At 72.1% G+C, this 22,353-nt stretch carries 21 protein-coding genes and 1 riboswitch; of the genes, 8 read left to right on the forward strand and 13 right to left on the reverse strand.

Annotated features, from left to right (window positions below; genetic code table 11):
- Positions 1–284 precede the first annotated feature (284 nt).
- On the forward strand, positions 285–1,598 hold the full coding sequence (locus ABZ193_RS04965) for a PhoH family protein (protein ID WP_020421473.1): 1,314 nt from the start codon (positions 285–287) through the stop codon (positions 1,596–1,598).
- Positions 1,599–1,637: 39 nt separating this feature from the next.
- Here ABZ193_RS04965 and ABZ193_RS04970 read toward each other — a convergent pair whose 3' ends face one another.
- Positions 1,638–3,077 (reverse strand): GuaB1 family IMP dehydrogenase-related protein, encoded by a 1,440-nt coding sequence (locus ABZ193_RS04970; RefSeq protein WP_237336090.1) that lies wholly within the window; start codon positions 3,075–3,077, stop codon positions 1,638–1,640.
- A gap of 30 nt (positions 3,078–3,107) precedes the next feature.
- Here ABZ193_RS04970 and ABZ193_RS04975 point away from each other — a divergent pair, with 30 nt between their 5' ends.
- Positions 3,108–3,557 carry a DUF309 domain-containing protein gene (locus ABZ193_RS04975; protein WP_237336089.1) on the forward strand — a complete coding sequence of 150 codons (450 nt, stop codon included), beginning with the start codon at positions 3,108–3,110 and terminating at the stop codon, positions 3,555–3,557.
- A 269-nt stretch (positions 3,558–3,826) separates the two neighbouring features.
- On the opposite strand, the gene ABZ193_RS04980 is transcribed toward ABZ193_RS04975, so the two are convergent.
- The 3 genes from ABZ193_RS04980 to ABZ193_RS04990 all read right to left on the reverse strand — a co-directional run bounded on the left by ABZ193_RS04980 (position 3,827) and on the right by ABZ193_RS04990 (position 7,425).
- On the reverse strand, positions 3,827–4,810 hold the full coding sequence (locus ABZ193_RS04980; protein WP_354708974.1) for an ABC transporter substrate-binding protein: 984 nt from the start codon (positions 4,808–4,810) through the stop codon (positions 3,827–3,829).
- Between the two features lie 20 nt (positions 4,811–4,830).
- Positions 4,831–5,850, reverse strand: a complete 1,020-nt coding sequence (locus ABZ193_RS04985) for an iron ABC transporter permease (RefSeq protein WP_354708975.1) — start codon at positions 5,848–5,850, stop codon at positions 4,831–4,833.
- A gap of 549 nt (positions 5,851–6,399) precedes the next feature.
- Positions 6,400–7,425, reverse strand: a complete 1,026-nt coding sequence (locus ABZ193_RS04990) for an iron ABC transporter permease (protein ID WP_020421468.1) — start codon at positions 7,423–7,425, stop codon at positions 6,400–6,402.
- Between the two features lie 183 nt (positions 7,426–7,608).
- Here ABZ193_RS04990 and ABZ193_RS04995 point away from each other — a divergent pair, with 183 nt between their 5' ends.
- On the forward strand, positions 7,609–9,078 hold the full coding sequence (locus ABZ193_RS04995) for a CehA/McbA family metallohydrolase (protein ID WP_157358753.1): 1,470 nt from the start codon (positions 7,609–7,611) through the stop codon (positions 9,076–9,078).
- A 311-nt stretch (positions 9,079–9,389) separates the two neighbouring features.
- On the opposite strand, the gene ABZ193_RS05000 is transcribed toward ABZ193_RS04995, so the two are convergent.
- A complete protein-coding gene (locus ABZ193_RS05000; protein ID WP_020421466.1) occupies positions 9,390–10,901 on the reverse strand; it encodes an ATP-dependent DNA ligase in 1,512 nt (503 codons plus the stop codon).
- A complete protein-coding gene (locus tag ABZ193_RS05005; protein ID WP_020421465.1) occupies positions 10,862–11,788 on the reverse strand; it encodes a DMT family transporter in 927 nt (308 codons plus the stop codon). Before ABZ193_RS05005 ends, ABZ193_RS05000 begins: the two co-directional genes overlap by 40 nt.
- 71 nt (positions 11,789–11,859) lie before the next feature.
- On the opposite strand from ABZ193_RS05005, the gene ABZ193_RS05010 reads away from it, so the two are divergent.
- The gene (locus ABZ193_RS05010) at positions 11,860–12,462 is read left to right on the forward strand and encodes a TetR/AcrR family transcriptional regulator (RefSeq protein WP_020421464.1); all 603 of its coding nucleotides are present in this window, start codon (positions 11,860–11,862) and stop codon (positions 12,460–12,462) included.
- 46 nt (positions 12,463–12,508) lie between these two features.
- A riboswitch (cobalamin riboswitch) is annotated at positions 12,509–12,679 on the forward strand.
- Positions 12,680–12,722: 43 nt separating this feature from the next.
- Positions 12,723–13,775, forward strand: a complete 1,053-nt coding sequence (locus ABZ193_RS05015; protein ID WP_020421463.1) for a HoxN/HupN/NixA family nickel/cobalt transporter — start codon at positions 12,723–12,725, stop codon at positions 13,773–13,775.
- On the opposite strand, the gene ABZ193_RS05020 is transcribed toward ABZ193_RS05015, so the two are convergent.
- Positions 13,764–14,318 (reverse strand): sigma-70 family RNA polymerase sigma factor, encoded by a 555-nt coding sequence (locus ABZ193_RS05020; RefSeq protein WP_020421462.1) that lies wholly within the window; start codon positions 14,316–14,318, stop codon positions 13,764–13,766. The genes ABZ193_RS05015 and ABZ193_RS05020 overlap by 12 nt on opposite strands.
- 170 nt (positions 14,319–14,488) lie before the next feature.
- On the opposite strand from ABZ193_RS05020, the gene ABZ193_RS05025 reads away from it, so the two are divergent.
- The gene (locus tag ABZ193_RS05025; protein ID WP_020421461.1) at positions 14,489–15,217 is read left to right on the forward strand and encodes a zf-HC2 domain-containing protein; all 729 of its coding nucleotides are present in this window, start codon (positions 14,489–14,491) and stop codon (positions 15,215–15,217) included.
- On the opposite strand, the gene ABZ193_RS05030 is transcribed toward ABZ193_RS05025, so the two are convergent.
- Positions 15,184–16,056 (reverse strand): helix-turn-helix transcriptional regulator, encoded by an 873-nt coding sequence (locus ABZ193_RS05030; protein WP_020421460.1) that lies wholly within the window; start codon positions 16,054–16,056, stop codon positions 15,184–15,186. The genes ABZ193_RS05025 and ABZ193_RS05030 overlap by 34 nt on opposite strands.
- Before the next feature lie 123 nt (positions 16,057–16,179).
- Between ABZ193_RS05030 and ABZ193_RS05035 the strand changes: the two genes are divergently transcribed.
- Entirely contained in the window at positions 16,180–17,199 is a 1,020-nt protein-coding gene (locus ABZ193_RS05035) for an aldo/keto reductase (RefSeq protein WP_020421459.1), read from the forward strand.
- A 43-nt stretch (positions 17,200–17,242) separates the two neighbouring features.
- On the opposite strand, the gene ABZ193_RS05040 is transcribed toward ABZ193_RS05035, so the two are convergent.
- Positions 17,243–18,640: a class II fumarate hydratase gene (locus ABZ193_RS05040; protein WP_020421458.1), complete on the reverse strand. Its 1,398-nt coding sequence runs from the start codon at positions 18,638–18,640 to the stop codon at positions 17,243–17,245.
- A 103-nt stretch (positions 18,641–18,743) separates the two neighbouring features.
- Between ABZ193_RS05040 and ABZ193_RS05045 the strand changes: the two genes are divergently transcribed.
- The gene (locus tag ABZ193_RS05045) at positions 18,744–19,718 is read left to right on the forward strand and encodes an NAD(P)/FAD-dependent oxidoreductase (RefSeq protein ID WP_039791853.1); all 975 of its coding nucleotides are present in this window, start codon (positions 18,744–18,746) and stop codon (positions 19,716–19,718) included.
- A 1-nt stretch (position 19,719) separates the two neighbouring features.
- On the opposite strand, the gene ABZ193_RS05050 is transcribed toward ABZ193_RS05045, so the two are convergent.
- From ABZ193_RS05050 to ABZ193_RS05065, 4 genes are all read right to left on the reverse strand, one after another.
- Positions 19,720–20,589, reverse strand: coding sequence for a serine protease (locus ABZ193_RS05050; RefSeq protein WP_354708976.1), 870 nt, complete (start codon positions 20,587–20,589; stop codon positions 19,720–19,722).
- Positions 20,586–21,656 (reverse strand): class II fructose-bisphosphatase, encoded by a 1,071-nt coding sequence (gene glpX, locus ABZ193_RS05055; protein ID WP_027934110.1) that lies wholly within the window; start codon positions 21,654–21,656, stop codon positions 20,586–20,588. Before glpX ends, ABZ193_RS05050 begins: the two co-directional genes overlap by 4 nt.
- 85 nt (positions 21,657–21,741) lie before the next feature.
- The gene (locus tag ABZ193_RS05060; RefSeq protein WP_020421454.1) at positions 21,742–21,957 is read right to left on the reverse strand and encodes an exodeoxyribonuclease VII small subunit; all 216 of its coding nucleotides are present in this window, start codon (positions 21,955–21,957) and stop codon (positions 21,742–21,744) included.
- Entirely contained in the window at positions 21,954–22,352 is a 399-nt protein-coding gene (locus tag ABZ193_RS05065) for a hypothetical protein (protein WP_020421453.1), read from the reverse strand. The genes ABZ193_RS05060 and ABZ193_RS05065 overlap by 4 nt, the downstream gene beginning before the upstream one ends.
- Between the last annotated feature and the right edge of the window lies 1 nt (position 22,353).

Consider the following 22,353-nt stretch of genomic DNA (forward strand, 5'->3'; position numbering starts at 1 on the left):
GGACCATCACGGGAGGCCCTGGTAGTGGCGGTTGTAGAGCAGACGGCGCGTGAGCCGTTCGCGATACCCACGAGGGGGCCGGCGCCCGGCCCTCGTGGCCCTGCGCGCTGACGCGGAAGCGTCAGCGAAGAGCGGACCAGCCAGGGTGGTGCCCGGCCCAGCGAGTGTGGGCGTGGTGCCACGTCCACGAGGGAGATGCCGTCGTGACTACGCAGCGTTCGCCCCGTAAGGCCTCCGGCCGCTCACCGAATTCCGCGGAGGGCCCCGCAGAACCCCCGAGTTCCGTGCCAGGGCAGCACACCTATGTCCTGGACACCTCGGTTCTGCTGGCCGACCCGTGGGCCATCACGAGATTCGCCGAGCACGCCGTGGTCCTGCCGTTGGTCGTGATCAGTGAACTGGAGGCGAAACGGCATCACCCCGAACTGGGCTGGTTCGCGCGGGAATCCCTGCGTCAGCTCGACGACCTGCGGCTCAAGCACGGCCGGCTGGACGCCCCGATCCCGATCGGCGACTCCGGCGGCACCCTGCACGTCGAGCTGAACCACTCGGACCCGACGGTCCTGCCGCCCGGGTTCCGCACGGACTCCAACGACCACCGGATCCTGGCCTGCGCGCTGAACCTCAAGGTCGAGCGCGAGGCGGTCACCCTGGTCACGAAGGACATCCCGCTGCGCGTCAAGGCCGGCGCCGTCGGCCTGCCCGCCGACGAGTACCGCGCGCTGGAGGTCGCGCCGTCCGGCTGGACCGGGATGGTCGACGTGGAGGTCCCGCAGGAGGCGGTCGACGCGTTGTTCCGCGACGGTGTCGTGGACCTGGCCGAGTACGGCCTGCCCGAGGTGGGCGAGTCGCCGTGCCACACCGGTCTGCGGCTGGTCGCCGGTTCGGGCAGCTCCAGCGCGCTGGGCCGGTTGACGCCGGCCAAGAAGGTCAAGCTGGTCCGCGGGGACAAGGAGGCGTTCGGCCTGCACGGCCGCTCGGCCGAGCAGCGGATCGCGCTGGACCTGCTGCTCGACCCGGACATCGGCATCGTGTCGCTCGGCGGCCGCGCCGGCACCGGCAAGTCCGCGCTCGCGCTGTGCGCCGGTCTGGAGTCCGTGATGGAACGCCGCGAGCACCGCAAGGTGGTCGTGTTCCGGCCGGTGTACGCCGTCGGCGGCCAGGACCTCGGCTACCTGCCGGGGTCGGAGTCGGAGAAGATGCAGCCGTGGGCGCAGGCGGTGTTCGACACCCTCGGCGCCTTGGTCAGCCAGGACGTGCTGGACGAGGTGTTCGACCGCGGCATGCTGGAGGTCCTGCCGCTGACGCACATCCGCGGCCGGTCCCTGCACGACTCGTTCGTGATCGTGGACGAGGCGCAGTCGCTGGAGCGCAACGTGCTGCTCACCGTGCTGTCGCGGCTGGGCACCGCGTCCCGCGTGGTGCTCACGCACGACGTCGCGCAGCGGGACAACCTGCGCGTCGGGCGGCACGACGGCGTGTCGGCGGTGATCGAGAAGCTGAAGGGCCACCCGCTCTTCGCGCACGTCACCCTGACCCGCTCGGAGCGGTCGCCGATCGCCGCGCTGGTCACGGAGATGCTGGAGGACCACGGGTAAGCGTGGGCGGGGCCGCCTCGGGTGAGGCGGCCCCGTTCCTCACCAGCCGGCGGGCAGCGGCCGCCCTTCGGCGAAGCCGGCGGCCGACTGGATGCCCAGCACCGCGCGGCGGTGGAAGTCCTCGATGTCCCGCGCGCCCGCGTAGGTGAACGCGGACCGGACGCCCGAGCAGATCTCGTCGATCAGGTCCTCGACGCCGGGGCGCTGCGGGTCGAGCAGCATCCGCGACGACGAGATGCCCTCCTCGAACAGGGCCTTGCGGGCGCGCTCGAACACGTTGTCGGTGCGCGTGCGGGCGCCGACGGCCCGCTTCGACGCCATGCCGAACGACTCCTTGTAGGGACGGCCGTGCTCGTCGTAGCGCAGGTCGCCGGGGGATTCGTGGGTGCCGGCGAACCAGGAACCGACCATCGCCGCCGACGCGCCGGCGGCGAGGGCCAGCGCGATGTCACGGGGGTGGCGGACGCCGCCGTCGGCCCACACGTGCTTGCCCACCTCGCGGGCGGCCTTCGCGCACTCCAGCACCGCGGAGAACTGCGGCCGGCCGACGCCGGTCATCATCCGCGTGGTGCACATCGCGCCGGGGCCGACGCCGACCTTGACCACGTCCGCGCCCGCGTCGATGAGGTCGCGGGTGCCCTCCGCGGTGACCACGTTGCCCGCCACGACCGGCACCGCGGGCGAGACCGAGCGGACGGCCTTCAGCGCGGCGATCATCTTCTCCTGGTGGCCGTGCGCGGTGTCGACCACGAGCGTGTCGATGCCCGCGGCCAGCAGCGACTCGGCCTTGGCGGCGACGTCGCCGTTGATGCCCACGGCTGCGGCGACCCGCAGGCTGCCCTGGGCGTCCACGGCCGGGGTGTAGATGTCGGCGCGCAGCGCCGCGGTCTGGGTGAGGATCCCGGCGAGCTTGCCGTCGGCGTCCACACCCAGCGCGATCTGGGCGCCCGCGGCGTGCAGGCGCTCGAAGACCTCACGGGAGGGGGTGTCGAGCGGGCAGGTCACGGGCGGCTCGTAGGCCACTTCGGCGACGCGCGCGAAGCGGTCGACGCCCGTGCAGGCGGCCTCGTCGACGATGCCCTGCGGGCGGCCGTCCTCGTCGACCACGACGACGGCGCCGTGCGCGCGCTTGCCGATCAGGTTGAGGGCGTCCGCGACCGCGTCACCGCCGGTGAGGACCAGCGGGGTGTCCCAGGTGGTGTGGCGGCTCTTGATCCAGCCGACGATGTCGGCGACCGCGGCCGGGTCGACGTCCTGCGGCAGGACCACGAGCCCGCCGCGCCGCGCGACGGTCTCGGCCATCCGCCGCCCCGCGACGGCGGTCATGTTGGCGACGACGATCGGGATCGTGGCGCCGGTGCCGTCGACGGTGGACAGGTCGACGTCGAAGCGCGATTCCACGGCCGAGCGGTTGGGCACGAGGAAGACGTCGTCGTAAGTGAGGTCGTGAGCGGGCCCGTGGCCATCGAGAAAACGCACGAGTCCCCAGACTACGGCACAATCGGCGCCATGGCCGATCGGGACCGCGACGCCGAGGGCAAGCCGCGAAACGCCCGCCCGCGCGACGGGCTGGGGCGGCCGCTGCCGTACGGGACGCCGGGGGTGGAGCGCCAGCCGGAGGGCATCGCGCGCACGCCGGCGGAGACGGTGGAGGAGGCCCAGCGCCTGTTGGACGCCGGCAGACCGTTCCACGCGCACGAGGTGTTCGAGGACGCGTGGAAGTCCTCCGACGGCCCGGACCGCGGGTTGTGGAAGGGACTGGCGCAGCTGGCGGTCGGACTGACGCACGCCGCACGCGGCAACGCGAAGGGCGCGGTGTCACTGCTGAGACGCGGCGCCACGGCGATCGAGCCCTACGCGGCGGAGTCCCCGCACGGGATCGAGGTCGTCGGGCTGGTGGCGTGGGCCAGGGAAGGCGCGGAGGCGCCGGAGAACCTCCGCACCCCGCGGCTGAGCTGACGCGCCGCGGCGAACCCGCCGCCCCCGGCGAACACGGGGTCACCGGCCGCCAACACGGCGTCACCGGCGGCCAAGGCGCCACCGTGCCCGCGCGACATGCCGCCCCGGCCAGCACAGCGCCACCGGCGGCCAAGGCACCACCGTGCCCGCCCGACATGCCGCCCCGGCGGCCAGCACAGCGCCACCGGCGGCGGACGCCGCGCGCGCCGTGTTCGCCGCTCCTGGCGCCGTGTTTGCCGTCCCGGTTGCCGTGTCGGCCGACCGCCGGGTCAGACGACCTTGCGGGACGCCTCCAGGTTCGCGGCGAGGTTGTTCAACGTGCGGGCCTGCGCCACGTAGTCCATCGAGGAGAACTCCCACGGGAACACCTGCCCGGCGGCGGCCGCCGGCGTGCGGGCGAACGTGGCCTGCTGCATGAGCGTGTCCTTGTCCATCGCGCGCAGCGAGTACAGCACCACGTCGGCCGGGTACTTGCCGATGTTCTCCCAGCTGACCTGCTCCCAGTAGTACTTCGAGCCGCCCGGGTCGGGGTAGGTCAGGCCGAGCTCGGTGTAGCTGCGCAGCGCCGGATCGTCGGCTGCCTTGCAGATGTAGACGCCGTCGCCGGGGTAGGCGGCGACCGCCATCACGGTGAGGCCCTTGCCGGCGGCGTTCTTGAACCGGGTGCGGGCGGTCTCGTAGGCCTGCTTGGCGTCCGCGGCCGGCTCGGTGCCCAGCGCCTTGACCAGCTCCACGGTCCGGTCGACGACGTTGGTGGCGGAGCCGGCCATCTTCAGCGCGACGATCGGCGCGATCTCGGCGACGGCCTGCTGCTGGGTGACGTCCTTGAACCCGTACAGCGGCTGGGTCGGGTCGATCTTGCCCGTGCTGTCCACGGGGTAGGCGTGGGTGAGGATCAGGTCCGGCTTGGCGGCGGCGAGTGCCTCGATGTCGATCTCGCCGTAGGTGCGGCCCACCTCCTTGACCTGGCTGAGGTCGCGGCCGGTGAAGTTCACGTCGTCGGCGAGGCCGGTGTAGCCGAACGAGGCGACCGGCGTGATGCCGTAGTTCCACAGGGACGCGATGGCGTCGTTGAGGCCGGCGATGCGCGTCGGGCGGGCGTCGAGGTCGACCTTGGTGCCCAGGTCGTCGGTGAAGGACCAGGCACCGCCGCTCGCGGCCGAGTCCGATCCGCTCGAACCGCACGCGGCGAGCAGTCCGGTCGCGGCCACGGCCAGGCTGCCGGTGAGGAAGGTCCGGCGGGTCGCTGTCATGGGGTCACCTTTCTTCGGGGTCAACGTCGTCGGAGGAGGAGCCAGATGAGGTACGGGGCGCCGATGGCGGCCGTGATCAGGCCGACCGGGACCTCCCAGCTGAACGCGGTGCGGCCGAGCAGGTCGGAGGCCTGGACGAGCAGGGCGCCGCCGAGCGCGGACGCGACCAGCGGTGGGCGGGACCCGCCGGTGAGGCGCAGCATGATCTGCGGGGTGACCAGCGCGACGAAGCCGATCGGCCCGGCGGCGGCGACCGCGGCCGCGGTGAGCCCGACGGCCACGCCGATCGTGCCCAGCCGGGACGCCTGGATGCGCACGCCCAGCCCGGCGGCCGCGTCGTCGCCGAGCTGGGTGACGGCGAGGGTGCGGGGCAGCGTGAGCGCGGCCGGGATGAGCAGCGCGGCGAGGATGAGCAGGGGGATCGCCTGGTCCCAGCTGACGGCGCTGATCGAACCGACAAGCCACACCGTGGCCTGCGCGGCGCTGTTGATGCTGGCGAGGATGAGGAGCCAGCTGGTGAGCGCCGTGAGGACGGCGCCGCAGCCGATGCCGACCAGCACCAGCCGGAAGCCGTCGACGCCGTGGCGCCAGGAGAAGCCGTAGACGGCCGCGGCGGCGACGAGACCCCCGACGAGCGCGGCCACGGGCACGCCGATGGTGGTGATCCCGCTGGCGAGGCTGTAGACGCCGCCCCCGAAGACGATCACCGCGACCGCGGCCGCGGAGGCGCCCCCGGTGACGCCGAGGATGTCCGGGGTGGCGAGCGGGTTGCGGGAGATGGTCTGGGTGAGGGCCCCGGCCATGGCGAGGCACGCGCCGGCCAGGCACCCGGTGACCGCCCGCGGGACGCGCAGGTCGAACAGGATGTGCCGGTCGATGCGGTGCCCGCCGCCGGTGAGCAGCTCGGGCAGCCGGCCGAGCGGGATGGGGTACTCGCCGATGGTCACGCCCACCGCGCTGACCAGTAGGAGAGCCACGAGCACGACGAGGCAGACGGTGGCCGCGCGGGTGTTCCACCGCACGCCGAGGGTGGTGGTCATGCGTGCCCGCCTCCACGGGTGGCCAGGGCGGCGAGTGGTGCGCCGGTAACGCCAGGACGGTGCTGAACGACCTGGACCGGCGCGCCCATGCCGCCGCGAGCCGCGGCTGCCTGGGCAGCGGAACCGCGGAGGCGGGTGGCGAGCCTGGACGACGCAGCTTGACGGCTGGTGAGCACCGGCCGGCCTTGGCGGGCGATCAGTACAGACGCGCCGCTGCCGAGGATGGGCGGCCTGATGTCGGCTGGGGGTTGCGCCGCGGCCGTGTTCGGGTCGTCGGTGGGTGGGGTGGCGCTGGCTGGGGGTTGCGCCGCGGCCGCGTTCGGATGCCGACGGGTGGGGCGGCGCTGGCTGGGTGTCGGGCCGCTCGGGCGGGTTGGGTGTATGCCATCAGAGCTTCGCCAGCCAGGTGCCGCGGGCGATCAGGAAGAATGGGCCCCTGCCGAGGATGGTCGGCATGATGTCGCCGCCCGGCGGCTAAGCCCCTGTCATGTGCGGATGGGGTGGCACTGGCTGTGTGCCGGGCCGCGCGGATGGGTTGGGTGTGTGGCATCAGAGCTTCACCAGCCGGGTGCGGCGGGCGATCAGCACGAATGCGCCGCCGCCGAGGATGGCCAGCGTGATGCCGGCCGGGATTTCCGCTGGGGCGGCTATCAGGCGGCCCGCGACGTCCGCGAGCAGCAGCAGCACCGCGCCGGCCAGGGCGGCACACGGGAGCAGCCACCGGTGGTCCGGGCCGGTCACGGTGCGCACCACGTGCGGGACGATCAGGCCGAGCGCGGCGATCGGCCCGGCGGCAGCAGTCGCGGCGCCGGCCAGCAGCGTCACCGCCGCCAGGCCGACCAGGCGGCTCGCCGCGACCGACTGGCCCAGTCCGCGCGCGGTGTCCTCGCCCAGCGAGACCGCGTTCAGCGCCCGCGTGTTCAGCATCGCCAGCACCAGCCCGGCCACCACGAACGGCAGGATCCCGAGGCTGATGCTCGCGTCGCGGCCGCTGATCGAGCCCACCACCCAGCGGCGGTAGACGTCCAGCGTCGGGTTGTCGCTCAAGATCACCAACGACGTGAAGGTCGACAGCAACGCCATCACGGCCGCCCCGGCCAGCGCCATCGGCACCGGGCTCAGCTGCCGCCCGCTCGACCCGATCGCGAACACCGCGGCCGTCGCGATCAGCGCCCCCGCGAAACCGAACCACACCTGGCCGCCTGGATCGACCACCCTGAGGAACTGCGCGGCCAGCGCCACCGCGAGCGCGGCACCGGCGTTGATGCCGAGCAGACCGGGATCGGCCAGCGGGTTGCGGGTGTGCCCCTGCATGAGGACCCCGGCGGCGCCGAGCGCGACACCGACGAGCACCCCCAGCGCGGTGCGTGGCAGGCGCACGTCACGCACGATCGTCGCCGCCTCGCTGCCGTCGTCGTGCAGCAGCACCTGGACGGCGGTGCCGATGCCGAGGTGGTTGCTGCCCAGGACCAGGCTCAACGCGACGGCGACGACCAACGCCACCAGCAGGGACACCAGGAGCAACAGCCGGCGCGGCGTCGTCCTGGTCACCGAGGGTGACATGATCGCGTTCACGCTGTGCAACTTAGCTTAGCCGAACCTAAGCACGGAAGTGTGACGTTCGTTCAGGTTCTGGACACGCGGTGTACGGGCAGCCGGCTCACGAAGGTCATCCGCCGCTGATGACATGGCCGCATGTGCATGGGTTGCGGAGTTTCCCGACGCGGTTTCCTACAGGCGGCGTCGGTGGCCGGCGCGGTGACGCTCGCACCGGTGGCGTTCGCCGAGGCCGCCGAGGGCCAGGCCGAGACCAAGGTGCTGACCGGCCGGTTCGAGCCGGGCACCGCGGACTTCGTCTACCTGCCGGTGGAGGTACCGGCCGGGGTGAGCCAGCTGTCGGTGGTCTACACCTATGACAAGACGACGGTGCCCAGCGGGACGCCCGGCAACTCGTGTGACATCGGCATCTTCGACAACCGCGGCACCGCTCTCGGCGGCGACGGCTTCCGCGGCTGGTCCGGCGGCTTCCGCGACCGCTTCTCGATCAGCCGCACCGAGGCCACGCCCGGCTACCTGCCCGGTGACGTCACGCCCGGCACCTGGCACATCGTCCTCGGCCCGTACACGATCGCGCCGCAGGGGCTGAACTACCGCGTCGAGGTGACGCTCACCCACGGACCGGCCGGCGCGCCGTACCGCCCGAACTACCCGTCCGAGCGCACCCGCACGCGCGGTCGCCAGTGGTACCGCGGCGACTGCCACCTGCACACCGTGCACTCGGACGGCAAGCGCCTGCCTGCCGAGGTGGCCGCCGGCGCGCGGGAAGCCGGGCTGGACTTCATCACCTCGACCGACCACAACACGTCGTCCTCGCACGGGGTGTGGGGCGAGTTCGCCGGCGACGACCTGCTGATCATGCTCGGCGAGGAGGTCACCACCCGCAACGGCCACTGGCTCGCGCTCGGCTTGCGGCCCGGCCAGTTCGTCGACTGGCGGTACCGGTCCCGCGACGGCGAACTGCCCGAGTACCAGCGTGCGGTGCACCGCTCCGGCGGCCTCTGCGTCGCCGCGCACCCGTACTGCCCGTGGGTCGGGTGCAACTTCAAGTTCGGCTACACCGGCTTCGACGCGGTCGAGGTGTGGAACGGCCCGTGGACGTGGGACGACGACGCCGCCGTGTCCGAATGGGACAACACCCTGGTGGAATCCGTGCGCGGCAAGGGAAGCTGGCTGCCCGCGATGGGCAACAGCGACGCGCACAACCCCGGCCAGACGATCGGCCTGCCGCAGACCGTCGTTCTCGCCGATGCGCTCACCAGGGACGCGATCCTCGACGGGATCAAGGCCGGGCGCAGCTGGATCGCCGAGTCGGCCGCGGTCGACCTGTCACTCGCCGCGACCGGACCGCGCGGCCAGGCCGCCGGGATCGGCGACCGTCTCGCCGTGGCGGCCGGGGACAAGGTCGCCGTGCGGCTGGACGTGTCGGGCGTGCCGAACGGGACCGTGCGGCTGATCACCGACGAGGGTCAGGTGTTCCAGCAGAGCCTTCCCGCTTCGGGTACCGGCAGCGTGACGTGGCTGACCACGCCCGCGGTGTCGGCTTATGTGCGTGCTGAGGTGCGTCACCCCCTTGCTGATGGTTCGGCGGGCGCTCCCGCGTTGTCGGCTGGTCTCAACTTCGGCGCCATGGCGGCGATGACGAACCCGATCTTCCTCGGCCGGGTGTGATGGTGGGGTTGGGCTGTCGGCGAGTTGGGGCGTGTGGGCGGTTCGAGGGCAGGGTGGTGGTGTTCCGGTTCGGGTGTTGGGCAGGGAGTGTGGGGTAGCGCGGTGTTCTGGTTGTTGGTGAGGCTGCCCGGTGTTTTGGGTAGCCGGAGGGTGGGCTCGGTGTTTCTTGGCCGGGTGTGATGGTGGGTTGGGCTGTCGGCGAGTTGATGCGTGTCGCCGGGTGGTGGCCATCCGGCCTTGGCACTGGCAGGAAGTGTTGCCGTATCAAGGTTTTCGGCTCTTGGCGAGGCAGCCCAGCGTCTCTTCGAGCATCACCCCCGGAGCGTCGCGCGGACGGCGTCGATGGTGTCCGCCTCGGCTGGGTCCTTGTCAGGGCGGTAGCGCACCACGCGGGCGAAACGCAGTGCGACACCGCCCGGGTAGCGCGTGCTGACCTGGGCGCCGTCCAGTTCGATCTCGACCACCAGCTCCGGCCGGACGTGCACGGTCCACTTGTCCCTGTGGGTCTCGATCTCCTGGAACGTCCTGGTCTGCCATGCCAGGAGCTCGTCGGTGAGGCCCTTGAACGTCTTGCCCACCATGATCGGCGGGCCGCCGTCCGGGTCGCGTGCGCCGAGGTGCAGGTTCGACAGGTACCCGGTGCGGCGGCCGTGGCCCCACTCCGCGGCGAGGACGACGAGGTCGAGCGTGTGCACCGGCTTCACCTTCAGCCACGCCCGGCCCCGCCGCCCCGCCGCGTACGGCGAGTCGAGCGCTTTCACCATCACGCCCTCGTGCCCGGCGTCGAGGGCGGCCGCGAGGATCGCGTCCGGATCGGACGGTTGCGTCCGCCCCGGGATGAGGTGCTCGCCGGCCACCCGGTGCAGCGCCTCGTTGCGCTCCCGCAACGGCTTGTCGAGCAGGTCCGTGCCGTCCAGGTGCAGGCAGTCGAAGAAGTACGGCTGCAGCAGCAACGCGCGCACCTGCTCCTCGCGCGTGCTGCCGAACCGGCTCATCGTCTCCTGGAACGGCCGTGGCCTGCCGTCGTCGGTCAGCGCGAGCGTCTCCCCGTCGAGCACCACCGACCGGCACGGCAGGGCGCGCACCAGGGACACCAGCTCGCCCACGTGCTGGGTGATCTCGCGCAGCGTTCTCGTGTAGACGTGCACCTCGTCGCCGTCGCGGTGCACCTGTATCCGCGCTCCGTCCATTTTGTACTCGATGATGGCGGACGGGTGCTCGCGCACCGCCTCGTCGAGCGATTCGGCCGGGGACGCCAGCATCGGCCGCAGCGGACGCCCCAGCTCCAGCCCGAAGCCGCCGAGCGCGGCCTCGCCACCGGTGACCGCGGCCGCGGCGGTGACCGGCAGCTGCCCGGACAGCATGAACGCGCGCCGCACCGCTTCGGCGGGCACGTCCGCCGCCGCCGCGATCGCGTCGAGCATCACGCCCTCAAGCGCCCCCTGCCGCAGCTCACCCGTGAGCAGGCGGAAGAGGAACTGCTGTTCGGCTTCGGTGGCGCGGGAGAACAACTCCGTCAGCAGGCCGGCCCGGCGCCTGGCCGACCCGCTGCCCGAAGCGGCTCCCACTTCGCCGAGGACCTCGTCGACCCCGGCCACGGTCAGGTTCGGTTCGTCAGCCGGGCGCGCGCCCAGCTCGGCCAGCGTGCGCCACCCCGTGCCGATCCGGCCCTGGGTGGGCCGTCCGGTCAGGAAGGCGACCACGGCGGGCAGCTCCCGCTCGTCCGCGCGGTTGAGCAGGTCCGCCAGCGTCGCGATCTTCGCCTTGCGCGAGCGGGTGGCCGCTAGCGAGGCGGAGGCTGTGACGACGTCGGCGAGCAACATGCGGACATCATCTCCCGCCCCACCGACAATTTCCGGGGACGCAGGACCAGCGCGACCGCGCCGAGGCAGACGACCAGCCCGAGCAGGCCACGCAGCGTGATCGTGTCGTCGAACATGAGCCAGGCGAGGATCATCGTGGTAGGCGGTGTGAGGTACAGCAGGCCGGACACGGTCGTCACCGAGCTACGACGCAGGACCAGCCAGTAGCAGCCATATCCCCCGAACGTGGAAAACACGACGACCCACCCGACCGCGACCCAGAAGTCCGGAGCCGCCGGCGCGACCAGCTGCCCGGTGGCCGCCGCGATGCCGGTGAACAGCACCGCGCTGGTCACGCACTGCACCACCAGCCCGTCCCAGAGCGGCACGGCCGAGGCCGTCTTGCGTTCGATGAGCGTGGCCGCGACCAGTGCGAGCATCGCCAGGAACGGCAGCGCGTAGGCCAGCGGCGGGGTGCCGGGGCGGCCGGACAGGTTGTCGCCGACCACCAGCGCCACCCCGGCCAGCCCGCCGACCAGCCCGGCCCACCGCAGCGCGCCCGCGCGTTCGCCCAGCACGAACTGGCTCAGCACCACCGCGACGATCGGCTGCAGCGCCGCGATCAGCGCGGACGTCCCGGCGGCCACGCCGAGGTCGGCCGCCGCGTAGACGCAGTACAGGTACGCGCCCTGGGAGAGCACACCGAGACCGGCCTGGATCGCGGCGTCGCGCGGCCGCATCGAGCGCCGCCGGACCACCCACCACACGCCGAGCAGCAGCCCCGCGGCCAGGAACCGCCAGGCCAGGAGGGACACCGCGCCGCCGGACCTGGCGCCCAGCGTCGCGCCGACGAACCCGGAGCTCCAGAACAGGACGAAACCGCTTCCGGCGACGACGTTCCCCCGCATGCACCCTCCCGCGCAGGTATACCGGTCTGTATAGTCCACGGTAGCTATACCGGTCGGTGTACTGTCAAGTCGTGGAGACGGACAAGCCGCTGACCCCGGCCGCCGAACGGATCCTCACGGTCGCCGGGAAACTGTTCTACGACAACGGGATCCACGCGGTCGGTGTGGACACGATCGCCGCCGAGGCCGGGGTCACCAAGAAGACCCTGTACGACCGGTTCGGCTCCAAGGCCGACCTGGTCGCGCTCTACCTGCGCCGCCGGGACGAGCGGTGGCGGGAGCGGGTGCGCTCCTTCGCCGGCTCCCGGACGACTCCGGCCCAGAAGCTGCTCAGGGTGTTCGACGCGCTCGCAGACTGGCTTGACACCGAGAACACGCGCGGCTGCGCGTTCGTCAACGCGCACGCCGAACTGCCGTCGGCCGACCACCCCGGCCGGCAGGTGATCGCGGCGTCGAAGCAGTGGTTGCTGGGCTACCTGCGGGATCTGGCCGTGGACGCGGGCGCGCGGAACCCGGCACGGCTGGCGGAGGCGCTGCTCGTCCTGGTCGAGGGCGCGACGGTCGCGGCGTCGCTGGAGGTCGCGCCGACGGCGGTCGCCACGGCCAAACGCGTCGCGAAGTCGCTGGTGGACGAAGCGACGGCGGCGCAGCACAACTCGGCGTCCCGGCGGTAGGGCGCCGGTCACCGGGATGGCTCTTGCCCCGCCGCGAGGCCGAAACGTACCGTGAGCGGGCCGTGGTGCTCGGGAAGTCCGGTGTGAAACCGGCGCGGCCCTCGCCACTGTGAACGGGAAGTCCCGGCCCGGGACAGCCACTGGACGCGAGTCCGGGAAGGCGGGCCGCGGATGTCGATCCGAAGCCAGGAGACCGGCCACGGCACGTTGGACCATCCACGAGGTGCTGGAAGGCGGTCTCCATGGGGACTTCACCCACCATGTCCTGGCGCAGGCAGGACACCTACCGCACGGGTCTGTTGCTGCTGGCGATCGTCGTGTTGCACGCGGTCGCGTTCGGGATTCTCGCGTTGCTCGTGGTGCCCGGGCACTACGCCGTCGGCGCGCAGGTGTTCGGCTTCGGGCTGGGACTCACGGCGTACACGCTCGGCATGCGGCACGCGTTCGACGCCGACCACATCGCCGCGATCGACAACACCACCCGCAAGCTGATGGCCGAGGGGCAGCGCCCGGTCTCGGTCGGGTTCTGGTTCGCGCTCGGGCACTCCACCGTGGTCGTCGTGCTGGCGGTGCTCGTCGCGATCGGCGCGAAGGGCATCCTGAGCTGGACCGAGGACGGCTCCTCCGCGCACAAGGTGCTCGGCGTGATCTCCACCGGAGCGTCCGGCGGGTTCCTGTACCTGATCGGCATCCTGAACCTGGTCGCGTTGATCGGCATCTGGAAGGTGTGGCGCGAGCTGCGCCGCGGCCGCTTCGACGAGGCCGAGCTGGAGGCGCGGCTCGACTCGCGCGGGTTCGTCAACCGCTTCCTCGGCAGGCTCACCCGCTCGATCCGCCGCCCGGGCCAGATGTACCTGGTCGGGCTGCTGTTCGGCGTCGGATTCGACACCGCGACCGAGGTGCTGCTCCTGGCACTGGCCGGGTCCGGCGCGGCGGCGGGCCTGCCCTGGTACGCGATCCTGTGCCTGCCGCTGCTGTTCGCCGCCGGCATGAGCCTGTTCGACACGCTCGACGGCACGTTCATGAACTTCGCCTACGACTGGGCGTTCGCCAACCCGGTCCGCAAGATCTACTACAACCTCACGATCACCGGCCTGTCCGTCGCGGTGGCGCTGGTCATCGGCACGATCGAGCTGGTCGGTGTGGCCAGGGACGACCTGGGCTGGTCGGGCGCGCTGATCGACTGGATCGCGGACATCGACCTCGACAGCGTCGGCTACATCGTCGTCGGGTTGTTCGTGGTGGTGTGGGCGGCCGCGATCGCGTACTGGCGGCTCGCCAGGGTCGAGCACCGGTGGAGCTCAGCCGAGTGAGGCCGCCCGCCCGTTCGAGCTGAGCGCGGCGGTCAGGTCCTCGCGGGCCCGGAACACGCGGGACCGGATGGTGCCGACCGCGCAGTCGCACACCTCCGCCGCGTCGGCGTAGGACAACCCGATCACCTGCGTGAGCACGAACGCCTCGCGGCGCTCCGGCTCCAGCTCGGCGATCAGCTTGCGCAGCACGACGAGCCGGCCGTGGTCCGGCGTCTGGGCGCCGCTCTGCTCCGCGGTGGCCACCCAGTCGTCGACCTGGCTGGTCTGCGGGCGGCGGCGGGTGCCGCGCAGGTGGTCGGCGGCGACGCGCTTGGCGATCGACAGCAGCCACATCCGGGCGGGCGACCGGCCTGCGAACGACGGCAGGGCGGCGAAGGCGCGCAGGTAGGTCTCCTGCACCAGGTCCTCGGCGACGCCGGGGTTGGACAGGTAGGTCAGCAGGCGGTGCAGCTGCCGTTGGGTGGCGGACACGAAGCGCTCGGCGGCCACCCGATCGCCGCGCGCCGCCAGGAAGGCGTCCCGGGTGATCTCGTCGTCGTCCACGTTCGCGTTCCTCCCAGTGCGGCCTGACGGTGCGGGCCCTGACCGATGACCTTATGGCCTCCGCGGCATCCGGCGTCAAGGAAACATCACAGGTCTGTGAAATCCCAACCGGTCCCAGAATCCGGAGCGGTGAGGGGAACCATCCAGTGCGCGCGGACGACAATGCAAATATGGACTGTGCAACCGCGCGCGAGGCGATCTCCGCCAATCTCGACGGCGAGGACCCCGGGGTGGATCCGGTGGCGCTCGACGAGCACGTCTCGCGCTGCGCGGCCTGTCTGACCTGGCAGGACGAGGCGGCGGCGGTGACGCGCCTGGTGCGCCTCGAGCCGGCCGCCGCGTCGCCGGACGTGTCGGCGCGAGTGCTCGCCCACGCGCCCGCGACCGCCCGGCCGGTGCGGCTCGACTGGCCGCGGCTGGCGCTGGTCCTCACCGCGATCGCCCAGTTGTCCATCGTGGTGTCGCTGTTGTTCGTGCCCCAGCGGATGGCCGACGGGATGGCCGTTCAGCCGGGATCGCACCTCGAACACGAGGCCGCGGCGTTCAACTTCGCCATCGCGATCGCCCTGCTGTGGGCGGCCGCGAAGCCGCGGCAGGCACGCAGCCAGCTGCCGGTCCTGCTCAGCTTCGCCGCGGTGCTCGTCGGGTTGTCCGTGCTGGACCTGGTCGCCGGCCGGGTCGGCTGGGAACGGCTGGCCAGCCACCTGCCGCTGCTGTTCGGCCTGTTCTGCGCGGTGCTGGTGGCGCGCCGCGACGGCCGGCGGCCGTGGCCGGGCAACCGGGCCGGTGCCGAACCGGCGAGCCGCACCAGCACCGGCGAGACCGGCCGGGACCTCGCCGAGCCGTCGGCGCAGTCCCGGAAGTATCAGCCGCCCGCCGCGCGGCGCAACGTGGCCTGATCGATGTCGTCGGTGGCGATCCAGCTGGCCAACAGGCCCAGCGCGCGCTCGGACTCCGAGCCTGGTTCGGCGGTGTAGGTGACGATCGCCTGGTCCGGTTCGTCCGGCAGGCGCAGCGTTTCGTACCGCAGGTGCAGCTCGCCGACCAGCGGGTTGTGGATCCGCTTGTGGCCGTGTGCCTTCTCCCGCACGTGGTGCCCGGCCCACAGGTGGCGGAACAGGTCGCTGCCCAGTGACAGCTCGCCGATCAGCTGGGCCAGGCGCGGATCGCCGGGGCACCGGCCGGCCTCGGCACGCAGGTTCGCCACCAGCTCCTCGCAGACCTGGTCGAACTCGGGGTGCAGGGCGCGTGCCTCGTCCTCGCCGAGGAAGAACAGCTTCGGCAGGTTGCGCTCCTGCGGCGGCAGCGAGCCGAAGTCGAACGCGATCGCGCCGCCCATCGGGTTCCACGCCAGCACGTCGAGGTAGCGGCCGAAGACGAAGGCAGGCACCGACATGGCGTCGAGCAGTTGCTGCACCGCCGGCCGCACCTGCTGCACGGGGCACCGCCCGGCTCGCTTGAGCCGCGGCGACGCGAGGTTGTGCAGGTAGGCGCACTCGTCCGGGGTGAGGCGCAACGCCCTGGCGAGTGAATCGAGCACCTCGTCCGACACGTTCCGCGCGCGGCCCTGCTCCAGGCGGGTCAGGTAGTCGACGCTGATCCCGGCCAGCTGCGCCAGTTCCTCGCGGCGCAGCCCGGCGACCCGTCGCCGCGTCACCCCCTGCGGCAGTCCCACGTCGCGCGGGTCCAGCGCAGCGCGGCGGGCCTTGAGGAACGCTCCGAAATCAGCTCCGTCCACGCCTCCAGTATCCGGATCCGCGCACCCGTTGCCTGGTACTGCCAGACCCAGGTCGAGCGTTGCCTGGTCCCCCTCCTCGTCCGCGGCGAACTTGGACACCACACACCAGAGGAGGAACTCGAAATGCGACGACGGATTCTCGGCGGCACCGGTATCGAGGTCAGCGAGTACACGCTGGGCGCGATGATGTTCGGCGCGTGGGGCAACCGCGACCACGACGAGTCGGTCCGCATGATCCACACGGCGCTCGACGCGGGCATCAACTTCGTCGACACCGCCGACATGTACTCCGACGGCGAGAGCGAGGTGATCGTCGGCAAGGCGCTCAAGGGGCGCCGCGACGACGTCGTCCTCGCGACCAAGGGGCACTTCTACGGCCTGAACAGGCCCGGCAGCAGCTCCCGCCGCTGGCTGACCCGGGCGCTGGACGACAGCCTGCGCCGGCTCGGCGTCGACCACGTCGACCTCTACCAGGTGCACCGCCCCGACCCCAACACCGACATCGACGAGACCCTGTCGGCGCTCTCGGACTTCGTGCGGGCGGGCAAGGTGCGCGCGATCGGGTCGTCGGTCTTCCCGCCCGAGCAGATCGTCGAGGCGCAGTGGGTCGCGGAGCGGCGCGGGCACGTGCGGTTCCGCACCGAGCAGCCGCCGTACTCGATCCTCAACCGGGGCATCGAGGCGCACGTCCTGCCGACCGCGCAGCGCTACGGCATGGGGGTGCTGACCTGGGGACCGCTGTCCGCGGGCTGGCTGTCCGGTCGGTACTCCACACCGTCCGATGTGGACTTGCAGGCCGGCCGGGTCGCGTTGCAGAACCACAAGTTCGACCCGGCCCTGCCCGGGAACGCGGCGAAGCTGGCGGCCACCAACGAGCTGAAGAAGGTCGCCGCCGACCTGGGCCGCCCGCTCACGCACCTGGCGCTCGCGTTCGTGCGGTCGCACCCGGCGGTCACCTCGGCGATCATCGGCCCGCGCACGCCGGAGCAGCTCGCCGACCTGCTGGCAGGCGCGGACCTCGTGCTCGACGACGACGTGCTGGACCGGATCGACGAGATCGTCCCGCCGGGCGTCGACCTCAACCCCGTCGACCCGGACTACACGCCGCCCGCGCTCACGGACAAGTCGCTGCGCCGGCGCTGATCCCTGGTGGAGGCCACCCGCGGCGGGGGTGGCCTCCACCCGATCACTTGCCGCCGCGCGCCATCCGGAGCACGTCGAGGGCCTCGTCGAGCTGGGCCTCGGTGAGCTTGCCCTGCTCGATGTAGCCGCGCTCGACGACCACCTCGCGGATCGTCTTCAGCTCCTTGAGCGCCTGCTTCGCGACCGCGGCCGCCTCTTCGTAGCCGATGTACTTGTTCAGCGGCGTCACGATCGACGGCGAGCCCTCGGCGTAGGCCTTGGTGCGCTCCTCGTTGACGGTGATCCCGGCGATCACCTTGTCGGCCAGCAGGCGGGACACCGCGGCCAGCAGGCGCGCCGACTCCAGCACGTTGCGCGCGATCACCGGCAGGTTCACGTTGAGCTGGAAGTTGCCCTGCGAACCGGCGTAGGCCACCGCCGCGTCGTTGCCGATCACCTGCGCGACCACCTGCAGCGTCGCCTCCGGGATCACCGGGTTGACCTTGCCCGGCATGATCGACGAACCCGGCTGCAGGTCCGGCAGCTGCAGCTCGGCCAGGCCGGTGCGCGGACCGGAGCCGAGCCACCGCAGGTCGTTGGCGATCTTGGCCAGTGACACGGCGACCGTGCGCAGGTGCCCGGAGGTCTCGACCACGCTGTCCTGGCTGGCCTGCGCCTCGAAGTGGTTGCGTGCCTCGGTCAGCGGCAGGCCGGTCACCTTCGCCAGCTCCTCCGCCACCGCGGCGCCGAAGCCCTCCGGCGCGTTCAGGCCGGACCCGACCGCGGTGCCGCCGATGGGCAGCTCGCCCAGCCTGCCCAGGCCGGACTCCAGTCGCTCGATGCCGAACCGGACCTGCGCCGCCCACGCCCCGGCCTCCTGGCCCAGCGTGATCGGCACGGCGTCCATCAGGTGGGTGCGGCCGGACTTGACGATGTCCTGCCACTCCGCGGCGCGGCCCTCGATGGTCTCGGCGAGGTGCTGCAACGCCGGGATCACGTCGGTCAGCACCGCTTCGGTGGCGGCGATGTGGATCGTCGTCGGGAACGTGTCGTTCGACGACTGCGAGGCGTTGACGTGGTCGTTCGGGTGCACGTCGCTGCCCAGCGCGCGGCTCGCCAGGGTCGCGATGACCTCGTTGGCGTTCATGTTCGACGAGGTCCCGGACCCGGTCTGGAACACGTCGATGGGGAAGTGCGCGTCGTGCCTGCCCTCGGCCACCTCGTCGGCCGCCGCCGCGATCGCGTTCGCCAGGTCGCCCTCCAGCACGCCGAACCGGGCGTTGACCCGCGCCGCCGCGGCTTTCAGCAGGCCGAGCGCGCGGATCTGGGCGCGCTCGAGGCCCCGGCCGGAGATCGGGAAGTTCTCGACGGCGCGCTGGGTCTGCGCCCGGTACAGCGCGTCGACGGGCACCTTCACCTCGCCCATCGTGTCGTGTTCGATCCGGTATTCAGGTTCAGCCATAACCCGAGTCTGGCCCTTCCGCCGGGCGCTCGCTCCGTGTGTTTGCGCACCCGGAATGGTTAGATCGGTGGTGACTTGGATCACGGCGGAAGGGCGGCGGCCCATGGCTCTGTCAGTGGACGTCCTGATCGTCGGCGCGGGCCCGACCGGCCTGTTCGCCGCGTACTACGCCGGGTTCCGCGGGTTGTCGACGGCGGTCGTCGACTCGCTGCCGGAAGCCGGCGGGCAGGTCACCGCGATGTACCCGGAGAAGCTGATCTACGACGTCGGCGGGTTCCCCGCCGTGCGCGGCCGCGACCTGGTCAAGGGGCTGGTCGAACAGGCCGCGCCGTGGAACCCGGCCTACCTGCTCGGGCGCAAGGCCGAGGAGCTGCGCCGCGGTGACGACGGTCTGGACGTGGTGCTGGACGGCGGAGAGGTCGTGCACGCGAGGGCCGTGCTGATCACCGCGGGCATCGGCGAGTTCACGCCGCGGCCGTTACCTGCCGGGGACGGCTGGCTCGGCCGGGGGATGGTCCACTTCGTGCCCTCGCTGGACGCGCACGCGGGGCAGGACGTCGTGGTCGTCGGCGGCGGCGACTCGGCGTTCGACTGGGTGCTGGCGCTGCACCCGCTCGCGTCGAGCGTCACGCTGGTGCACCGCCGCGCCAGGTTCCGGGCCGCGGAGTCGATCGTCAACCAGGCCCGTGAACTGGGGGTGCGGATCATCACCGACGCCGAGGTCACCGCCCTGCGCGAGGGGCCGGACGGCGCGCTCGCCGAGGTCGAGGTGCAGGTCAAGGGCGAGGAGCCGGTGGTGCTGCCCGCGCAGGCGGTGGTGGCCGCGCTCGGGTTCACCGCCGACCTCGGGCCCATCGAGAACTGGGGGCTGGACATCCACCAGCGCGCCATCCGGGTCGACTCGACCATGGCGACCGGCGTGGAACGGGTCTTCGCGGCGGGTGACGTGGCCGCTTATCCGGGCAAGGTCAAGCTGATCGCCACCGGGTTCGGCGAGGCCGCGACCGCGATCAACAACATCGCCGTCACCCTCGACCCGGACGCGCACCTGTTCCCGGGGCACTCCAGCAACCTGTGAGTCAGGCGGGCGGCGGTGGTGTGGAGGTCGTCGTCGGGCTGGGGGAGGGGGACGGCGTGGGAGTCGGGGTTGGCGTGGGGCTGGGCGCCGGGGTCGGCGTTGGGCTGGGCGCGGGAGGCGGTGGCGCGGTCTGCTCGGTGATCCACTGCGTGTACGCCAGCGCCGAGGTGTAGATCGACGGCGCGGTCGTGCAGGCCGGATCGTTGTTGCCGGAACGGCTGGTCAGGCCCAGCAGCAGCCACCGGTCACCGGCCCGGACCAGCTCCGGGCCACCCGAATCGCCGTAGCAGGCGCCGGCCGTGCCACCGGGCGAATCGGTGCACAGCTCGGTCGCCGGATCGATGGCCGCGCAGCGGGCCGCGTCGACCAGCGTCGTGTCCAGCTGCTGGAGGTCGATCGGCGCGGCGCCGCAACCCGGAGTCGGGCAGAGCTGGCCCCAGCCCAGCAGCCGCACCGACGTGCCCACCGCGGCCGACGTGCCGAGCCCGACCGGCGCGGCCTGCACCGGGGCGGCCAGGTGGACCAGGGCGATGTCCCCGCCCGGCCCGCTCGGGTTGTAGTTCGGGTGGGTGATGACCCGGTCCGGCTTCGCGACCTCACCGCCCTGCGTGCGGTCGTTGCTGCCGATCCGTGCGGTGAAGGTGCCCGCGGGCTGGTCGTGGACGCAGTGCGCCGCGGTCAGCAGCCACTGCGGCGAGATCAGGGACGCACCGCAGAAGTGTCTCCCCGCGGTCGTCTGCAGCGACGCGACGAAGGAGTAGGTCTGGTCGGCGGACACGCCGCCGACCAGGTCCGGCCGGGCCGCCGCCGACTGCACCACCCCGGTGACGGCGAGCAGGCAGGCGGCGGCGATCAGCAGGAGGCGTTTCACGGCAGCGGTGGCACCACATCGTCGTCGGGGGCATCGGTCAGGACACCGTCGAAGTCGACGGAGGAGTACGCGCGGAGCTTGGTCAGGCGGTGGTAGCCGTCGATCAGCCGCACCGTGCCGGACTTGGAGCGCATCACGATCGACTGGGTCGTCGCGCCGCCGGAGCGGTAGTGCACGCCGCGCAGCAGGTCGCCGTCGGTGACGCCGGTCGCGCAGAAGAACACGTTGTCGCCGCGCACCAGGTCGTCGGTGGTGAGCACGCGGTCCAGGTCGTGCCCGGCGCCGATCGCCTTCTCGCGCTCGGCGTCGTCCTTCGGCCACAACCGGCCCTGCAGCTCGCCGCCGAGGCACTTCATCGCGCAGGCGGTGATGATGCCCTCCGGCGTGCCGCCGATGCCGAACAGCATGTCGACACCGGTGGTCGGGCGGGCCGCGGCGATCGCGCCCGCCACGTCACCGTCGGAGATGAACCGGATCCGGGCGCCCGCCTCGCGGACCTCCTTGACCAGCTGCTCGTGCCGCGGGCGGTCCAGGATGCACACCGTCACGTCGGAGACCTCGGTGTGCTTGGCCTTCGCGACCCGGCGGATGTTCTCCGCGACCGGCGCGGACAGGTCCACCACGCCCGCGGCCTCGGGGCCGACGGCCAGCTTCTCCATGTAGAAGACCGCCGACGGGTCGAACATCGCGCCCCGCTCGGCGACCGCGAGCACCGCCAGCGCGTTCGGCATGCCCTTGGACATCAGGGTCGTGCCGTCGATCGGGTCCACGGCGACGTCGCAGGCCGGGCCGTCCCCGTTGCCCACCTCTTCGCCGTTGTAGAGCATCGGGGCTTCGTCCTTCTCGCCCTCGCCGATGACGACCACACCGCGCATCGACACGGTCGAAATGAGCTGGCGCATCGCGTCGACGGCCGCGCCGTCGCCCGCGTTCTTGTCGCCCTTGCCGACCCAGCGGCCCGCCGCCATGGCGGCTGCCTCGGTGACGCGCACCAGTTCCATCGCGAGGTTGCGATCCGGCGCTTCTTTGCGTCTGGTCGAGCTCGGGGACTGGGTGCCGCTGGTCATTGCTGCCCTCCAGGGTCGTGCTGGCGCGGGTAACGATTCTCTCAGACTCGCGCGGGCTCGCAGGGCAGCGTCGTGATGGCGAATGTCACCCTTCGTCGCTGGTTTCGTCCTCGACGGACTTGAGCGCGTCCTCGATCCGCTCGCGCGCGCCTTCCAGGTGACGCTCGCACAGCTTGGCGAGGTGCTCGCCCTTCTCCCACAGCGCCAGCGACTGCTCCAGGGACAAACCGCCCGCCTCCAGCTCGCGGACGACCTCGATCAGCTGGTCGCGGGCCTGTTCATAGCCGAGTTCTTCGGTCACCGGGTTGTGCTCCTCGCGGGTCGACGAGCGCACACTACCGCGCTCGCCATCGCGTGGTCGTAACCGGCGAAGGCCGTGGCGAACTCCTGGCCGTCACCCTCGGTGATCGCCAGTTCGATCGACCCCTGCGCCTGCGCGACCCGCCTGCGGTGCGGCGCGCCCTCGTTGAACCACCACTTCACGCCCACGAAGGCCGAGGTCGCTTCCGACAGCTGACGCAGGCGCGCGTCCAGGTCCCAGCGGCCCGGCACGGCGCACCCGGCCAGCAGCGACGCCCAGCAGGCGCCTGCCGCGGCCTCGGCGGCGCCCGCCCGGTCGAGAACGGCCTGCGCCCCGGCCCGGGCCGCGGCGTCCGTGGTGAGCGGGAGGAACGTCGCCCGAGCGGAACGCAGCACT

The sequence above is a fragment of the Amycolatopsis sp. NPDC006125 genome (assembly GCF_040614195.1).
Taxonomy (GTDB): Bacteria; Actinomycetota; Actinomycetes; order Mycobacteriales; family Pseudonocardiaceae; genus Amycolatopsis_E; species Amycolatopsis_E tucumanensis.

Coding starts and splice junctions, on each gene's coding strand:
- ABZ193_RS04975 (WP_237336089.1), top strand. CDS start 3,108: ATGGCCGATCGGGACCGCGACGCCGAGGGCAAGCCGCGAAACGCCCGC.
- ABZ193_RS04980 (WP_354708974.1), bottom strand. CDS start 4,810: ATGACAGCGACCCGCCGGACCTTCCTCACCGGCAGCCTGGCCGTGGCC.
- ABZ193_RS04985 (WP_354708975.1), bottom strand. CDS start 5,850: ATGACCACCACCCTCGGCGTGCGGTGGAACACCCGCGCGGCCACCGTC.
- ABZ193_RS05000 (WP_020421466.1), bottom strand. CDS start 10,901: ATGTTGCTCGCCGACGTCGTCACAGCCTCCGCCTCGCTAGCGGCCACC.
- ABZ193_RS05005 (WP_020421465.1), bottom strand. CDS start 11,788: ATGCGGGGGAACGTCGTCGCCGGAAGCGGTTTCGTCCTGTTCTGGAGC.
- ABZ193_RS05015 (WP_020421463.1), top strand. CDS start 12,723: ATGTCCTGGCGCAGGCAGGACACCTACCGCACGGGTCTGTTGCTGCTG.
- ABZ193_RS05025 (WP_020421461.1), top strand. CDS start 14,489: ATGGACTGTGCAACCGCGCGCGAGGCGATCTCCGCCAATCTCGACGGC.
- ABZ193_RS05035 (WP_020421459.1), top strand. CDS start 16,180: ATGCGACGACGGATTCTCGGCGGCACCGGTATCGAGGTCAGCGAGTAC.
- ABZ193_RS05040 (WP_020421458.1), bottom strand. CDS start 18,640: ATGGCTGAACCTGAATACCGGATCGAACACGACACGATGGGCGAGGTG.
- ABZ193_RS05045 (WP_039791853.1), top strand. CDS start 18,744: ATGGCTCTGTCAGTGGACGTCCTGATCGTCGGCGCGGGCCCGACCGGC.
- glpX (WP_027934110.1), bottom strand. CDS start 21,656: ATGACCAGCGGCACCCAGTCCCCGAGCTCGACCAGACGCAAAGAAGCG.